Source organism: Corynebacterium comes, from assembly GCF_009734405.1.
In the GTDB taxonomy this organism is placed as follows: domain Bacteria; phylum Actinomycetota; class Actinomycetes; order Mycobacteriales; family Mycobacteriaceae; genus Corynebacterium; species Corynebacterium comes.
The window spans coordinates 958,017-973,267 of the sequence record NZ_CP046453.1; the positions used below are offsets into that span (position 1 = coordinate 958,017).

Here is a 15,251-nt window from a genome sequence, read left to right on the forward strand (position 1 = left end):
CTTAGTTGGTCTCGTGGAGGGTGATGAACTTGCGCGGGTTGTCACGGAGGATGCGGTCGGCGTCCTGCTCGGACAGACCGAGTCCCGGGACGAATTCTGCGGCGACGGTGCTGTAGGGGACCTCGCGGGGCTCGAGGCCCTTGGCGACGCCGATGGCGTTCGAGGAGCAGATGATCCGCCCGCCCAGGCCCTCGGCGATGAGGGTGCGGATGAGCTCGCCCCGTGCGGTGTCGTCCAGCAGACCCTCGGCGGAGGTGCCGACGTTGTCGATGCCGACATAGCAGCCCTTGCGGGCGATCTCGACGACCGGTGCGTCGACGCGGTCGCAGCCGCCCACGAGAGCTCGGGAGGGGTCGAGGCCCTCGGAGAGGACGATCTCGAGGTCGCCGAGGGCGTCATCCCCGTACTGGAAGGACATCGGGGCACCGGTTTCCCGGGCTGCGCGGGCGGCACCGCGCAGGAGGGACTCGTCGGTGGCGGTGCGGCCCTCCCGGGTGACGGCGGTGACGATGAGGCCGGCGCCCGCGCGACGCTCGACGCGCGGAACCACCATGCCCTCGGTCACCTCCCTGGCGAAGAGGTCCGCGAACTTCTCGGCCGGCCACGGGGTCGGCGGGTTGGTCTGCGGGGTGAGGAAGTAGCCGCCGAGCATGGCCTCGGGGCCCTGGCCGGTGGAGGCGATGATGTGGACGCCGGTGGACCTGGACAGCGCCTCCAGGAGGGGGAGGTCACGTCCGTGGAACATGCCGGTGGCGTCGACGATGGTGCCGCCGCCGTGGGAGCGGAAGTCCTCGAGCCTGGCCTTGAGGGTGGCGAAGATCTGCGGGCGGTCAAAGGTGATGTCGGGGGCGTACTGGGCGCCGGGGAACACGGAGAGCAGAGCCTCGTGGACCGCGATGGTGCCCAACTCCGCGGAAGAAACGGGGCCGAGGACGGTGTTGACTGTCGTCATGGGCGCGACCTTTCAGCGTTGGTGGCGTGGGGGGTCACGAAAGATGGCCGAAGGTCGGGCGGAGGTGCCCGTGGAGCCTTGGGTTTTCGTGGTGGGGGTGCGGCGGGTGACGAGGGTACTGGTGTGCCGGAGAGCTTTGCCGTCCGCTGGCGAGCCGTAGCACACTACCCTGGGAATGTGACCTTCCTAACGTCGTTGCGTTAAGATTGGCATAATGTCATGCCAAAGTCAAGAGGTTCGCGACCCTCGGGTGGGCATGTCCGGAATCACCCTGTCAACTGCCTGAATGCGGCGATCAATGGTGCTACGTGACGAAGTGGTACTTGAATTCCTCGGCCTGATGCATCGCCAGACGCCAGCCGGCGGGAACTCCACCGGTGGAGAAGAAGATCGTCTCGATCGCCAGCAGGGGACTGCCCTCCGCCACACCCAGCGAGCTGGCCTGCTCGGCGGTGGCCGCCGTGGCCCACGCCTCGTGCTCGGCGCGGTCCAGTGTGATGCCGTACTCACGCTCCAGGAGATCCATCGCCGAACCCTGCTCCTGGAGGTACTCCACGGTGGGAAGGAAGCCCTCGGGGGAGCGGATGTAGACGTCGGCGTCGACCAGCGGCTCACCATCGACCGACATCAGCCGGGTGAAGTGGAGCAGCCGCTCATCCTCCGGCAGACCCAGCCGGCTCCGGAGCCGGGCCGGAGGAATGACCCGCTCAGGGGTGGAGACCACGGACGTGGGTTTCAGGCCCTTGGCCGAAAGGAACTGGAACAGGCCGCCGGGCCGGATGTCCGCCGGGCGGTCCACCCGCGCACCCACCACCGGGAAGGTGCCCTTGCCCTGCTTGCGGTAGACGAACCCCTCTGTCGTCAGATCGCTCAGGGCCTGTCGGATCGGGGCACGGCTCACGCCGAAACGCTCCAGCAGTTGCGCTTCCGTCATGGGGGTCTTCGGGTCGGCGGTCCCGCTGGTGATCTCCCTCCGGAGGATCTCCTTGATCTGCTTGTACATGGGGACCCCGGATACGGGGTCGAGCTCACCGGTCGACATGGTCTGAGTCAACCACAGGGAAGGAGATGGTTCGGGGACCGGTGGGAATCGGGTCGACCAGGTCGGCGGCCTCCATGGTCACCGCCCACGGCCCCTCCAGGGGGAATTCGGGTTCCGGCTCCGGGGCAGGCTCGGGTTCCGGCAGCGGGTGCACCGCGACCGGTTCCCCGGCGTCGACGTCGAGGAACGCCTCCCCGTTGACCATGAAGACGCGTACACCCAGCGGGGTGTCACCGGCCAGATGGGACCGCATTCGGTGGGCGAGCACCGGGTCGAGGGTGGCCACGACCTCGCCCCCTAGGGTCACCTCCTCCCCCCTGAGCAGGCCCAGCAGCTGGCGGTCCGGCCCCGCCGGCAGGTCCGCCGGCCAGCGCCGCCCCTGCGGCAGTACCAGGGCGCCCTCCGGCAGCGAATTCCACGGGACGGTGAGCTCGGGGGCGGGCAGCTCCACGGCGACGTCGAGAAGCCCGCGTTCCCTGTTGATGAACACCCGCGCGAACGTCAGCGGCTCCCACCGGGCGGCGTGGACGCGGTCGATGTCGGGGAAGACCTCCCGCATGCCGGGGGGCAGCGATCCGATCGTGCCGTAACCCCAGAGCACCCGCCAGCCGCCGCGGACCAGGTCCGGGATCAGGCGCACGGGGATGAGCGTGCCCGTTGTCTCGATGAGTTCCGCCGTGCGCAGATGCGAGAAGAGTATCGCCTGGCTGACGCTCTCCATCGGCAGCGAGTGGACGTCCGTGCCCGCCGGCGGGCGGGCGAGCGGGTAGGTGGGAACGGCCATACAGACAGCCTAGTCAGGTGTCGGCCGTAGGATTGCCGCCCAATCGAGACCTGTGATCCGGTCGGGGCATCCCGCCCTCGCAGTAACATGACGGGCACTGTGTCACCCGAGGACAGGAGCATCACCGTGCTGTTCAGAAAGAAACCGGCGGCGGTGGGGGCCGACATGGGCCGCCGCAGCCTCTGAGTGCCATGAGGATTCCTCCCGCCGTACTGTTCGCCACGGCCGCCGCCGCCCAGCGCCTGCTCACAGGTCGCTTATCGACGCCCCCCGCCATCCTCCCCGCCCTCCCCGTCGCGGCCGCCGCGGGCACGGTCGGCGCAGGGGCGGTGCGCGAGTTCCTCCACGTCCGGACCACCATCGACCCCGTGGACGTGGAGGCGGCCTCGACCCTGGTCACCCGCGGCGTGCTGGGATTGACCCGCAACCCCATGTACCTGGCGCTGGCCGGGCTTCTGGTCGCCCACGCTGTGGCCCGGCGTTCCGTCTTCGCCCTGGTGCCGGTCGCCGGGTTCGTCTGGGCCATCGGCAGGTGGCAGATCCCCGCCGAAGAAGCTGCCCTGACCTCACGTTTCGGCGAGGACTACCGGGAGTACTCACGACGGGTTCCGCGCTGGATTTTCCGGGTCTAGGGTGGGGCCATGAAGCCCATGAAGATCAGTGTCGAACCAGGCGACATCACCACCATCCGTGTCGACGCCGTGGTCAACGCGGCCAACTCGGAACTACGTGTCGGCGGGGGAGTCGACGCCGCCATCCACTGCGTCGGCGGTCCGACGATCCTCGCCGAGACCCGACGCATCCGCATCGACCAGTACCCGGACGGGCTGCCGGCCGGGCGGGCCGTCGCCACCACGGCCGGGAATCTGCCGGCCCGGTGGGTGATCCACACCGTGGGACCCGTCTATTCCACGAGGGAGGACCGCAGCCACGTCCTCGAGTCCTGTTACCGCGAGTCCCTCCTGCTGGCCGCCTCGCTGGGCGCCAGGTCCGTCGCCTTTCCGGCGATCTCCGCCGGTGTCTACGGCTGGCCGATCAACGACGCCGCCCGCATCGCCGTGAGCACCGCGGACGGATTGGCGGAGGAAGTGGGTCGCGTCGTGAGGGAGGTCATCTTCGTCCCCTTCGGGGAGGCCGCGAGCGCCGCCTTCGCCTGGGCGCTGGCCGACCTCGACCGCCTCCGGAAGGGCTAGCGGCAGTGCCCGGTCACCGGCACACCCGCCCGGGGGACGGCGAGTCCGCGCCCTTCCACTTCGAGACGACCTGGAAGGCGGGCGCGGACCTCGGGCGTGTCTGGGAGGCGCTCTCCGACATCTCCTCCTGGCCGGGCTGGTGGCCGGGGATGCACCGCGTCGAGATGGCCGAGGACGGGCTGCACGGCGACCTGGTGGTGCAGAGTCCGCTGGGCTACCGGCTGCATTTCACCCTGTGTCTGGTGGAGAAGCACACCCCCCGCGGTGCCGCCTTCTCCGTCGCCGGGGACCTGCGCGGTGTCGGTACGGTGCATCTGCGGCCCGCGGGGGAGACCACCGTCGTGACCATCATGTGGTGTGTGGTCACCCGCCGTCGGCTGCTCGGCCGGCTGCGCCCGGCGGCGGTCGCGGCCCACAACATGGTGATGGCCGCCGGGCAGCGGGGACTGCGCCGCACCTGCGGGGCACACGGCAACGGCGTCACCGGGCGAGTCCGGCGGCTCGCGGGCTGACTGCGCAACTTCTGCTCTTTTGCTGCCCGCGGCGGGACGTGGTCCCGCTCCGGATCCCCGGCGTCAGGGCGTGCCGGACATGCTGGACACGGTGCTGGCCGGGGTGCTCCCGTCGTCCCAGCGCAGGAGGGCGGCGACGCCGTCGGGCAGAGAGAAGGTCTCCTCATCGAGGGCGTAGACCCCGGCGTCCGTGATGATCGCCTGGTGCAGCAGCTCCTCGATGTCCTCCGGCTCTCGGCCCGGGTTGAAGAGGAGCTCGTCCACCTGTCCGCGGCGCAGGCTCTCCGCCACGTGGAACGCCCCGGCGACAGATCCGGCGTCCCGGCCCTGGGTCTCCCGGAACTTCTCGGCGTACTCCTGCTGGGTGGCGTCGATATGGTCGCGGACGGCCCGGGCGAGCTCCTCCCGGAACGGTGCCCTCTCCAGGCTCAGGCCACGGGTGCCGCCGGAGAGTTCCTTCAGGCGGCCCAGAACCTCCTTGTGCAGCTCGGCCTTGAGCAGCGACTCCGCGCGGACGTCGCCGGTGAGGAAGACCACGTGGGGCTTGCGCTTCATCACCAGTTTGTTCACCTGCTCGGCAACGGCCTCGGCGTTGCGTTCCCAGGAGTCCTCGACGCGTGCCTCGAAGTTGTCCGTGCGCCAGCCCCTGCCCGAGTCGGCGCCTGTGGCGCGGGACTTGTGGAGCTCGTCGTGGCCGCCGTTGATCGACCGGTCCTCGCCGTGACCGCCGGCGTTCTTCGTCAGGTCGGGGTCCTCGGGTGCCCGCAGGTGCAGGTCAGCCCCTGCCCGGTCAACCTCGATGAGCAGCTGGCTGACCGCGTGCGGCGTCAGCTGCAGGAGGGGGAGGATGACGGGGCGCTCACCCCAGTCGATGAGTTCCTGCTTCGGCGGGACGGGAAGAACCCGGTCCAGGAGGATCCGCTCGCCGTTGGCCAGGATGGCGCGACCGTGGCTTCCCCCGATGCTCGGTTGACGCAGCAGGGACTCCTCGACCTCGGCGAGGATCGCGTCGGGTGCGCCGGCTTTCGCGGCCTGCGCGCGGAACTGCGTCCACCGGGCCTCCACTTCGGAGGCTGCAGCGGGGTCAGTTCGGGTGGTGTCCAGGTAGACGGTCAGGAACGGGCCGTCGTTGTTCTCGAGCGCAGACTTGAGCCATGGGAGTTTCACGGGTGCCTCCTGGAAGATGGGTACGTGTTCCAGTCAGGGTGACACGGGTCACGCCCACTTTCAAGGGGGTGGCCTGTTGTGCCGGTGGGAACTGTCGGAAACAGGCTGAAGTTTCCGCCGTATGTCCAGGAACATGTACATACAAGGTGGGGGCCGGAGTATCTCCGACAGACTCCGCAGCTCCCACCCGTCGGCCCCCGGCCGGGCAGATCATGAAGACGGCGCCTATGAGACGTATTCGGCGAGGTATTTCCCGGTCAGGGTCTTCCCTTCGGCGATCATCTCGGCGGGTGTGCCGGTGAAGGTGACCTCGCCGCCGTCGGAACCCGCGCCGGGGCCGATGTCGATGATGTGATCGGCGTGGGCCACCACCGCCAGGTGATGCTCGATGCAGACCACCGTCCTGCCGGCGTCCACGAGGCGGTCGAGCAGGCCCAGGAGCATCTCTACGTCCGCCAGGTGCAGACCCGTCGTCGGTTCGTCGAGGATGAACACCTCCGTGTTCTCCGCCAGGTGGGAGGCCAGCTTGAGACGCTGACGCTCACCGCCGGACAGGGTGGTCAGGGGTTGCCCGAGGGTGATGTAGCCCAGTCCGACGTCGACGAGCCGACCACAGATCCTGGCTGCCGCCGGCACCTTGGACTCGGGCGCGCGGAAGAAATCGGCGGCCTCGGCAGCCGGCAGGGCCAGCACCTGGGCGATATCCCTGCCCCCGAAGTGGTAGTCGAGCACGGCCTCATCGAAACGGCGTCCCTCACACACCTCACAGGGGACGTCCACGCCCGACATGATGCCCAGGTCGACGTAGACCACGCCGGCACCCTTGCAGTTGGGGCACGCGCCCTCTGAGTTGGGGGAGAATAGCGCCGGTTTCACGTCGTTGGCCTTGGCGAAGGCCTTCCGGATCGGTTCCAGGGCACCGGTGTAGGTGGCTGGGTTGGAGCGCCGCGAGCCACGGATGGCGGACTGGTTGACCAGCACCGTGTCATCACGGTGGGGCAGGGAGGCGATGAGGGAGGACTTGCCGGAGCCGGCCACGCCGGTGATGGCGGTGAGCACGCCCAACGGGATGTCCACGTCGACGTCGCGGAGGTTGTTGCGGTTCGCACCCCGGATCCCGATGGCGCCCTTCGCTGTGCGGGTGGTGGGCTTGAGCCGGGTCCGGTCGTGGAAGTGCCGGCCGGTGACGGTGTCGGACTCCGCGAGTTCCTCGACGGACCCCTCGAACTCGATGAGACCGCCGGCGCGGCCGGCACCCGGCCCGATGTCGATGACGTGGTCGGCGATGGCGATGGTCTCGGGCTTGTGCTCGACGACGAGGACGGTGTTGCCCTTGTCCCGGAGTTCGAGCAGCAGGGCGTTCATCCGCTGGATGTCATGCGGGTGCAGCCCGGCGGTGGGCTCGTCGAAGACATAGGTGATGTCGGTGAGCGCGGAGCCCAGGTGCCGGATCATCTTCGTGCGCTGGGCCTCACCACCGGAGAGCGTGCCGGCCGGACGGTCGAGGGTGAGGTAGCCCAGGCCGATGGCGACGAAGTTGTCCAGCGTCTCCCGGATCGCGTTGACCAGGGGAGCGACGGAGGGGGCGTCGACGTCCTTCATCCACGAGGCGAGGTCGCGGATCTCCATGGCGCACAGCTCGGCGATGTTCCTGCCCCGGATCCTCGATTCGAGGGCGTGGCGGGCGAGGCGGGTCCCGCCGCACTCGGGGCAGGGGATGAAGGTGACGGCCCGGTCGACGAACTCACCGATGTGCTTCTGCATCGCGTCGCGGTCCTTACTCAGCATGGACCTGGAGATCTTCGGCACCAGGCCCTCGTAGGTGACGTTGATGCCGCTGAACTTGACCTTCATCGGCTCCTGGTAATACAGGGCGTGGCGCTGCTTTTCGGTGAACTCCCGCACCGGGACATCCGCCGGGTACAGCCCGGATTCGGCGTAACCGCGCATGCTCCAGGACCCGACCGGGTAACCCGGGATGAGCAGGGCGCCGTCGTTGAGGGAGCGGGATTCGTCGACAAGCTCGGTGAGGTCGATGTCGGAGATCCGTCCCATGCCCTCGCACCTGGGGCACATGCCGCCGGTGCGCTTGAATTCCACGTGTTCCCGCCGGCCGCCGCCGACGCTGATGCCACCGGAGGCGGACACCGAGGGCACGTTGAAGGAGTACGCACCGGGGCCCCCGGCGTTGGGTTCGGCGATGCGTGAGTAGAGGATGCGCAGCATCGCGGTGGCGTCGGTGGCGGTGCCGACGGTGGAACGGGAGTTCGCGCCCATCGACTCCTGGTCGACGATGATGGCCGTGGTGATCCCGTCCAGACGGTCCACGTCCGGGCGGGCGAGGGAGGGCATGAAGCCCTGGACGAAGGTGGAGTAGGTCTCGTTGATCAGGCGTTGGGATTCGGCGGCGATGGTGCCGAAGACCAGAGAGGACTTGCCCGAGCCGGATACGCCGGTGAACACCGTCAGCCGGCGCTTCGGTATCTCCACGCTGACACCGCGCAGGTTGTTCACGTGGGCGCCCAGGACCCGGATGACATCGTGTGAATCGGCGGGCGTGGCGGTCATGGGTTCCTCCGGGGCGGTGTCGGGGGTGGCGGGGAAGCCGAGTCTAACCGGGGCGGTGGACAGACCTGCGGAACAGGCGCGCACGGGGGATGATGATGAAGGTCAGGGAAGGGCGCCGCCCTCCCGATCCGCCAGACCCAGGGAGCCCCGTCGTGTCCTCATTGACAGCTCTTCGACGAGTGTCATTGCGTAGCCTGTCCGCCCACCGCCTCCGACTTGTACTCACCGCCCTGGCCGTCGTGTTGGGTACCAGCTTCGTGGCCGGCGCCTTCATGCTGACCGCCACGCTGGGCAAGGCCTTCGACGACATCACCGAGGCGAACTACGACGGGGTTGACGTCATCCTGGCCACCGCCCCTGAGCATCCGCTCACCCTCGGGATGGCCGGGGACATCGGGGCGCGGAATGACGTGGCCAGGGTCGAGGCCATCGACCAGCGCCCCGTGATCATCCTCGACGCCGAGGGCGCTCCCGTGCAGACGGGTGGCGCCGGCTCCTGGCTGCTGGCCTACCTGCCGCCCGAGGACGCGGTCTCCCCGCCCTTGGCCGTCGTGCAGGGAAGCCCGCCTGCAGCTCCGGGAAGGGCGGTGCTCAACGAGGACGCCGCCGAATCAGCGGGCCTGGAGGTCGGGGACACCGTCACCGTCATCGATGCGGCGGGTCGCCACGAGTTCATCCTCGACGGGCTGACCCGCTTCGAGGCGGCCACCGGCGGATGGGCGGGCCTGCAGATCCCCGCGGAGCAGTTCCGGGCAGGGTTCACCGACGGAGTCCACACCGAACGCATCGCCGTGCGCGCCGCGGGCGGGGACCCCGAAAGTCTCCGGCAGTCGCTGGCCGCCGCCTACCCGGGTGTGACGGTGATGACCGGTGAGGACGCCGCGGCGGCCGATTCGGAGGAGATCAGCTCCCAGCTGGCGTTCTTCACCTACATTCTCTTCGCCTTCGGGCTGATCGCACTGCTGGTGGGCACGTTCATCATCTCCAACACCTTCTCCATGATCGTCGCCCAGCGCACCCGCGAGTTCGCTCTCCTCCGCGCCCTGGGTATGTCCCGGTTCCAGCTCAGCGGCTCGGTCCTCGTCGAGGCCGCCCTCGTCGCGGTGCTCGGGTCGGCCCTCGGCATCCTCGTGGGCGTCGGACTGGTGGAGCTGATCACGTGGGCGATGACCGCCGCCGGTTTCGGTTTCCCCGACGCAGGCCTGGGGCTCGACGCCGCGAGCATCCTCGTCCCGCTGGGCATCGGTGTGCTGGTCACGGTCCTCAGCGCCTGGATACCCGCCCGTCGCGCCGGCCGGGTCCACCCCGTGCAGGCGATGCGCTCCGGTGATCAGTCCGTCGCGGTGCCGTTGGGGACGCGGACGGTCATCGGCGTCGTACTGCTGGCTGCCGGTCTGGCCGCCACGTTGGTCGCGGCCCTGGCCACCGGGTGGGACACCACCTCCCGCGGCATCCTGACCGGGGCAGGCACCGTCGGCATCGTCCTGGGGGTGCTGCTGGTCATGGCGGTGGTGGCCCGTTCGATGTTCCGCGCACGCTTCCGTCTCGGCGGGGTGATCACCCTCCTGGCCCGGACGAACCTGTCGCGTAACCCGAGACGGACGGCGGCCACCGCCTTCGCCCTCACCCTCGGGGTGGCGCTCGTCGCGGCCGTGGGCATCCTCGGAGCGTCCATGAAGGAATCCGTCTTCGGCCACATCGACGAATCCATGCGCGCCCACGCCGTCGTCTCCACCGGCATGGTCACCCTGCAGGGGGTGCCGGACCAGGCGCTCGAGGATCTCCGGGAGATCGACGGGGTCGCAGGTGTGGTGCCGGTGACGTGGCTGCCGGTGGCGGTCAACGGCGTCACGGTGGGCAATGTGGGGGCCGCCGGGGCCAGCCCGCTGCTGGCCACCGACCCACGCCCGGCCATCGCCCTCGAGATCACCGGGGGGACGTTCGAGGAGGTCGACACGGCCGCGGGTGTGGGCCTGTCCCGCAGCAGCTCGGAGCAGTTCGGGCTCGGGGTGGGGGACGCCGTGACCGTCGAGACTCCCGGTCGGGCGCCACTGGAGGTGCCCGTGCTGGTGGTCTGGGAGGACAACGTGGCCTACACGCCGGTGGCGGTGACGGGGGCCGTCGCGGAGCAGCTGGTACCGGACCGTTCCACCTGGTTCACCCAGAATGTCTTCGTCACCTTCGGGGAGGGTGCGGACGAGGAACAGGTCTTCGCAGCGGTCACCGAGGAGATGAACTCCTACGGCATCCTCCAGGTGATGGACCGCTACCAGTACCGCGACGCCGGCGCGGACCAGGTCAACCAGCTGATGAGCGTGGTGTACGCGCTGCTGGCGCTGTCGGTGGTCATCGCGGTGCTGGGAATCGTCAACACCCTGGCGTTGTCCACGACCGAACGTCACCATGAGTTCGGGATGCTCCGGGCGGTGGGCACGCAGCGTTCCCAGATCCGGCGGATGATCGTGCTCGAATCAGTGGTGATAGCCCTGTTCGGGGCGATCGTGGGCATCGTCGTGGGCGTGTGGCTGGGCTGGTGTCTCGTGCGGATCCTGGCCTCCCAGGGCATCGACCGCTGGCTGATCCCCTGGGATCAGGTCCTCCTGCTGCTGCTCGGGGCGGTGGTCGTCGGAGCGGTCGCGGCTGTGTGGCCGGCCCGTCGGGCCGCGCGGACGACTCCGCTGTCGGCCGTCGGCTGAGATCGCGTCTCTCCGCGAGTGCCCTGCGACCGGCCGCCGGCCGTCCACTTCGGACCCCTTCACCGCGGCGCAGTCGCCTGCCCGGGCGGCTCAGGGAGGTCCGAAGTGGAAGAACCTGAGGGGAACAAGTGAGTGGGGAGTCAGCGGCCGGGTCGGCATCCCGGGCACAGCTCCCCGGTGAATTGACGTCGATGCCGGGCGTAGCGGAGTGATCGCCGGGCGGCACACCGCGAGGGACGGCGGAAGGAATCCGGGAAACCGGCTGGGCTAGGGCACGTGATGGGTCCAGCCCGGGGTCCCGAACTTCTCCTCCACCAGCTTCTCCGCAGCGGCCAGGTCCTCGTCCCGCAGCCCTGCCATGGTGGCGCCGTAGCGGTTGCTGAACTCGGAGATCATGGTCTGGATGATCTCCTCCCGTGGGGCGCCGGTCTGGCGACGCAGCGGGTCAACGCGCTTCTTCGCCGAGCGCAGTCCCTTGCTGGCGAGCTTGACCTTGCCCACCCGCAGGACCTCCATCATCTTGTCGGCGTCGATGTCGTAGCTCATCGTGGCGTGGTGCAGCACCGCACCTTTGCGCCGCTTCTGCGCGGCCCCGCCGATCTTGCCGCCGTCGGAGGTGATGTCGTTGATCGGCTCGTACCAGGCATTGACCCCGTGACGCGCCAGGGCCGCCAGCACCCACTGATCGAGGTAGGCGTATGAGTCCTCGTAGCTCAGCCCCGCAACCATGGAACCGGGCACGTAGAGGGAGTAGGTGATGCAGTTGCCTCCCTCCATGAACATCGCGCCGCCGCCGGAGATGCGGCGCACCACCTGGATGCCGTGCTTCTCCACGCCTTCGGGCTCGACCTCGTTGACGTAGGACTGGTAGGAGCCGATGACGGTCGCCTTGTCCTCCCACTCCCAGAAACGCAGGGTCGGGCCGCGGGTACCGGCCGCGACCTGGTCGAGCATGAGCTCGTCGAGCGCCACGTTCATCCGGGTGGGCAGGGGGCCGGGGTGGATGATCTCCCATTCATGATCGGTGAAGTCCGTGCCCCCGGACACCGCGCGGCGCACCGTCCCGGCGACGTCGTTGGTGGTGAAGCCGTGCAGGGCGACCCCCTCGATCCCCGCCAGGGCGCTGTCGATCCTCGCCTGCAGCTCCGCAGTCGTGGCGCTTATCGACGCCCCCTCGAGCGCCGGCCCCAGCGCCTCGTACGCTTCATCCGGCTCGAGGAAGAAGTCGCCGGAGATCTGCGCGCCTGTGATGTACCCGTCCTCGGTGCTGACATCCGCCACGACGAGCTTGCCGTGGGGGACCTTGACCTCAAAGTGTTGCTTCATGCCCGCCCAGGGTACGGGAGAGGGAAAGTGATGGTAGGACTGGATACATGGATCTCACCTTCAGTGACCTGGTCAGCCTCACCCCGGTGGAAGGGGACGGGGCTGCGCTGGTCTGTGGTCCGGACGGGTGCGCTCCGGCAGTGGAACCTGGCCCGGAACCCCGGTCAGTGGACGATGCTTGACGCCCTGCTGGTCCTTCTCTTCATCGTCATCGGCGGCGTCTTCGCGGCCACCGAGATGGCGCTGGTGAGCCTGCGGGAATCGCAGATCCGCAGGATGGAACGCGGATCGTCCGCGGAGCGGAGTGTCGCCGCGCTGGCCCGTGACTCGGGCTTTTTTCTGTCGGCGGTCCAGATCGGCGTGACCTTCGCCGGCTTCTTCTCCTCCGCCTTCGGTGCCTCGACCATCGCCCCGCAGATCGCCCCCCACCTGGAGGGTTGGGGGATGAACGCCCGCGCGGCGTCGATAAGCGCGCTGGTGTTGATGACGCTGATCATCTCCTATCTCTCGCTCGTGCTCGGCGAGCTGGTGCCCAAGCGTATCGCCATGCAGAAGGCGGAGCGGGTCAGCCGTATCGCGGCGCCACCCCTGAAGGTCTTCGCCGGGCTGATGACCCCGGTGGTCTGGACGGTGGACAAGTCCTCCGGACTCCTGCTGCGCATGATCGGCTTCGATCCCTCCGAGCGCACCTCGCAGATGAGCGTCGAGGAGGTCCGGGACATCGCCAGATCCCACCACGGCCTTGACGAGCGTCATCGCGAGCTCGTCGACGACGTCTTCGGCGCGGGGGAGCGCATCGTCAGCGAGGTCATGCAGCACCGCTCCGACACGGTCGCCTACCAGGGGGATCTCACGGTGTCGGAGGCATCGGGCGACATCACCGGCCGACCGTACTCACGCTATCCGGTCTACGAGGATTCGATCGACGACATCATCGGCTTCGTGCACGTGCGCGACCTGCTGGAGCAGAGCGCCTCCGGACAAGGTGACGTGCCCATCCGGCGCATCGTCCGGCCCATCGCGCAGTTCCCCGGCTCCATCTCCCTGCCGGAGGCGATGGCGCAGATGCGTGCCTCCGGTCAGCACATCGCCGTGGTGGTCGACGAATACGGCGGCACCGACGGCATGGTCACCCTCGAGGACCTGCTGGAGGAGTTGGTGGGGGAGATCTGGGACGAATACGACATCATGCAACGGCGCGAGTTCCTCCGACTCCACGAATCCCGGCTGGTGGCGGGCACGACGAATCTGGAGGACTTCGCCGAGGCCACCGGCGTCTCCCTGCCCGACGGCCCGTATGAGACGGTCGCCGGGTGGCTGCTCACCGAGCTGGGCAGGCTGGGGCGCGCCGGGGACGTGGTGATCATCCCGCCGGAATACACCGCCGACCCGATGGACGATGACGTGGACCCGGAGCCCCCGGCCCGCTATGAACTGGAGATCACCGAGGTCGCCGGCAACCGCATCGTCACCGTCGAGCTGAAGAAGTCCAGCCGAGGTGACGCGGAGAACCGGGCCACGTAGGATCTCCGGACATGTACGATCTCCCGACGATCCTCACAGCCTTCGGCCTGACGCTGTTCGCGGGTCTGGCGACGGGAGTCGGCGGCCTCATCGCCGTGATGAAGAACGATCCGGGAAAACGGTTCATGGCCGGCGCGCTGGGGCTGTCCACCGGCGTCATGCTCTATGTCTCCTTCATGGAGATCCTGCCGAAGTCATTCGCCCAGCTGACCGGGGCATGGGGTGAACGCGGTGGAAGTTGGGCGACGGTGACGGCGTTCTTCGCCGGAATCGCCCTCATCGCCCTCATCGACCGCCTGGTCCCCGAGCCCATCAACCCGCACGAACGCGGCATCGGGGATGACCCGAAGAAGTCCGCCCAGCGGCGCAGCATGATGAAGATGGGCATGTTCACCGCCGGCGCCATCGCGATCCACAACTTCCCCGAGGGCTTCGCCACGTTCATCGCCGGTCTGGAGGACCTCACCATCGCCGTCCCGGTGGCGGTGGCCATCGCGATCCACAACATTCCCGAGGGCGTGGCCGTCGCCGTGCCGATCCGACAGGCGACCGGTTCCCGGTGGAAGGCGCTGGGGTGGTCGACCGCCTCCGGCCTGGCGGAGCCCGCCGGGGCGCTCATCGGTTTCCTGCTGCTCATGCCGTTCCTGGGGCCGGTCACGCTCGGCCTCTCCTTTGCGGTGGTCGCAGGCATCATGGTCTTCATCTGCCTCGACGAGCTGCTGCCCACCGCAGTCGCCACCGGCCGGCACCACACCGCGATCTACGGGCTCATCCTGGGTATGGCGATCATGGCGGTCTCGCTGTTGCTGTTCCTCTGACCCCGGACCTCCGTTTCCCGTCGGTTCCGCGGGCAGCCCGGGTGCGTCGACAGAATGTTCCGGCGCGAAAAAAAGGGCTGAGAGAGCACCGTCCCCGGGTTAAGATGATCGCAACCTACTTCTGGGGGAGCAGCATGAGGGTTCTGATCGCCTATTCCAGCTGGAACGGATCCACCGCCGAGATCGCCCGACGCATTGGCGCGGTGTTGACCCGCGACGGCATCACCGTGGATGTCACGCCGGTCCGGGAAGCACGGGACCCGGCGCACTATGACGCTGTGGTGATGGGCAGCGCAGTCCACAACCAGGCGTGGTCGCCCGAAGCCGCGGAGTTTGTCCACCGCCACGCCACCGCGCTGTCGCAGCACCCGGTTTGGCTGTTCAGCGTGGGGATGACCGGTGGCCTGCCCCGGTTTCTCCGGCGGGCGGCGCGTAGCGCACAGGGTCGGCGCATCGTGGACGCCCTGAGTTCTGACATCACCCCCCGGGAGCACCGGGTCTTCTCCGGGGTGTGCAGGCCCGAACACCTGCCACGTATGTCCCGGGTCTTCCTCCGTCTGGTGGGTGGTCATTTCGGTGACTACCGCGACTGGTCGGCCATCGAGGACTGGGCCAGGCACATCGCCCTGGAGCTCGGGTCCCCGCGGGGCAACCAGGCGCCTTAACCGC

The 15,251-nt window shown here is 68.7% G+C and carries 13 protein-coding genes; 7 read left to right on the forward strand and 6 right to left on the reverse strand.

Annotated elements, in window-relative coordinates:
- Position 1: 1 nt before the first annotated feature.
- The 3 genes from CETAM_RS04725 to CETAM_RS04735 all read right to left on the reverse strand — a co-directional run bounded on the left by CETAM_RS04725 (position 2) and on the right by CETAM_RS04735 (position 2,778).
- Complete coding sequence (locus CETAM_RS04725) at positions 2-952, reverse strand: phosphotriesterase family protein (RefSeq protein ID WP_156227457.1); 951 nt, start codon at positions 950-952, stop codon at positions 2-4.
- Between the two features lie 304 nt (positions 953-1,256).
- Positions 1,257-1,994: a GntR family transcriptional regulator gene (locus CETAM_RS04730; protein ID WP_156227459.1), complete on the reverse strand. Its 738-nt coding sequence runs from the start codon at positions 1,992-1,994 to the stop codon at positions 1,257-1,259.
- Positions 1,981-2,778, reverse strand: a complete 798-nt coding sequence (locus CETAM_RS04735) for a hypothetical protein (RefSeq protein WP_156227461.1) — start codon at positions 2,776-2,778, stop codon at positions 1,981-1,983. Before CETAM_RS04735 ends, CETAM_RS04730 begins: the two co-directional genes overlap by 14 nt.
- Positions 2,779-2,969: 191 nt before the next feature.
- Between CETAM_RS04735 and CETAM_RS04740 the strand changes: the two genes are divergently transcribed.
- The 3 genes from CETAM_RS04740 to CETAM_RS13700 are packed head-to-tail and all read left to right on the forward strand — an operon-like array spanning position 2,970 to position 4,483.
- On the forward strand, positions 2,970-3,410 hold the full coding sequence (locus CETAM_RS04740; RefSeq protein ID WP_156227463.1) for a methyltransferase family protein: 441 nt from the start codon (positions 2,970-2,972) through the stop codon (positions 3,408-3,410).
- A gap of 18 nt (positions 3,411-3,428) precedes the next feature.
- Complete coding sequence (locus CETAM_RS04745) at positions 3,429-3,971, forward strand: O-acetyl-ADP-ribose deacetylase (RefSeq protein ID WP_156229371.1); 543 nt, start codon at positions 3,429-3,431, stop codon at positions 3,969-3,971.
- Positions 3,972-3,976: 5 nt separating this feature from the next.
- Positions 3,977-4,483 carry an SRPBCC family protein gene (locus CETAM_RS13700; RefSeq protein WP_197085797.1) on the forward strand — a complete coding sequence of 169 codons (507 nt, stop codon included), beginning with the start codon at positions 3,977-3,979 and terminating at the stop codon, positions 4,481-4,483.
- Positions 4,484-4,546: 63 nt separating this feature from the next.
- Here CETAM_RS13700 and CETAM_RS04755 read toward each other — a convergent pair whose 3' ends face one another.
- Both CETAM_RS04755 and CETAM_RS04760 read right to left on the reverse strand, forming a co-directional pair.
- Positions 4,547-5,650, reverse strand: coding sequence for a baeRF2 domain-containing protein (locus CETAM_RS04755; protein ID WP_156227467.1), 1,104 nt, complete (start codon positions 5,648-5,650; stop codon positions 4,547-4,549).
- Positions 5,651-5,875: 225 nt separating this feature from the next.
- Complete coding sequence (locus tag CETAM_RS04760; protein WP_156229372.1) at positions 5,876-8,218, reverse strand: ATP-binding cassette domain-containing protein; 2,343 nt, start codon at positions 8,216-8,218, stop codon at positions 5,876-5,878.
- 152 nt (positions 8,219-8,370) lie between these two features.
- Between CETAM_RS04760 and CETAM_RS04765 the strand changes: the two genes are divergently transcribed.
- Positions 8,371-10,914: an ABC transporter permease gene (locus CETAM_RS04765; protein WP_197085798.1), complete on the forward strand. Its 2,544-nt coding sequence runs from the start codon at positions 8,371-8,373 to the stop codon at positions 10,912-10,914.
- A gap of 267 nt (positions 10,915-11,181) precedes the next feature.
- Here CETAM_RS04765 and CETAM_RS04770 read toward each other — a convergent pair whose 3' ends face one another.
- Positions 11,182-12,240, reverse strand: coding sequence for a lipoate--protein ligase family protein (locus CETAM_RS04770; protein WP_156227471.1), 1,059 nt, complete (start codon positions 12,238-12,240; stop codon positions 11,182-11,184).
- Positions 12,241-12,303: 63 nt separating this feature from the next.
- Here CETAM_RS04770 and CETAM_RS04775 point away from each other — a divergent pair, with 63 nt between their 5' ends.
- The 3 genes from CETAM_RS04775 (at position 12,304) to CETAM_RS04785 (ending at position 15,247) form a co-directional block, all read left to right on the forward strand.
- A complete protein-coding gene (locus CETAM_RS04775; RefSeq protein ID WP_231587585.1) occupies positions 12,304-13,764 on the forward strand; it encodes a hemolysin family protein in 1,461 nt (486 codons plus the stop codon).
- 11 nt (positions 13,765-13,775) lie between these two features.
- A complete protein-coding gene (gene zupT, locus CETAM_RS04780) occupies positions 13,776-14,582 on the forward strand; it encodes a zinc transporter ZupT (RefSeq protein ID WP_156227473.1) in 807 nt (268 codons plus the stop codon).
- A gap of 134 nt (positions 14,583-14,716) precedes the next feature.
- On the forward strand, positions 14,717-15,247 hold the full coding sequence (locus CETAM_RS04785; protein WP_156227475.1) for a flavodoxin domain-containing protein: 531 nt from the start codon (positions 14,717-14,719) through the stop codon (positions 15,245-15,247).
- Positions 15,248-15,251 lie beyond the last annotated feature (4 nt).

What these genes read in the sequence shown, in the direction of transcription:
- CETAM_RS04760 (WP_156229372.1), bottom strand. Translation starts at nt 8,218, where the DNA reads ATGACCGCCACGCCCGCCGATTCACACGATGTCATCCGGGTCCTGGGC.
- CETAM_RS04785 (WP_156227475.1), top strand. Translation starts at nt 14,717, where the DNA reads ATGAGGGTTCTGATCGCCTATTCCAGCTGGAACGGATCCACCGCCGAG.
- CETAM_RS04730 (WP_156227459.1), bottom strand. Translation starts at nt 1,994, where the DNA reads ATGTCGACCGGTGAGCTCGACCCCGTATCCGGGGTCCCCATGTACAAG.
- CETAM_RS04770 (WP_156227471.1), bottom strand. Translation starts at nt 12,240, where the DNA reads ATGAAGCAACACTTTGAGGTCAAGGTCCCCCACGGCAAGCTCGTCGTG.
- CETAM_RS04745 (WP_156229371.1), top strand. Translation starts at nt 3,429, where the DNA reads ATGAAGATCAGTGTCGAACCAGGCGACATCACCACCATCCGTGTCGAC.
- CETAM_RS04735 (WP_156227461.1), bottom strand. Translation starts at nt 2,778, where the DNA reads ATGGCCGTTCCCACCTACCCGCTCGCCCGCCCGCCGGCGGGCACGGAC.
- CETAM_RS04740 (WP_156227463.1), top strand. Translation starts at nt 2,970, where the DNA reads ATGAGGATTCCTCCCGCCGTACTGTTCGCCACGGCCGCCGCCGCCCAG.
- CETAM_RS04725 (WP_156227457.1), bottom strand. Translation starts at nt 952, where the DNA reads ATGACGACAGTCAACACCGTCCTCGGCCCCGTTTCTTCCGCGGAGTTG.
- zupT (WP_156227473.1), top strand. Translation starts at nt 13,776, where the DNA reads ATGTACGATCTCCCGACGATCCTCACAGCCTTCGGCCTGACGCTGTTC.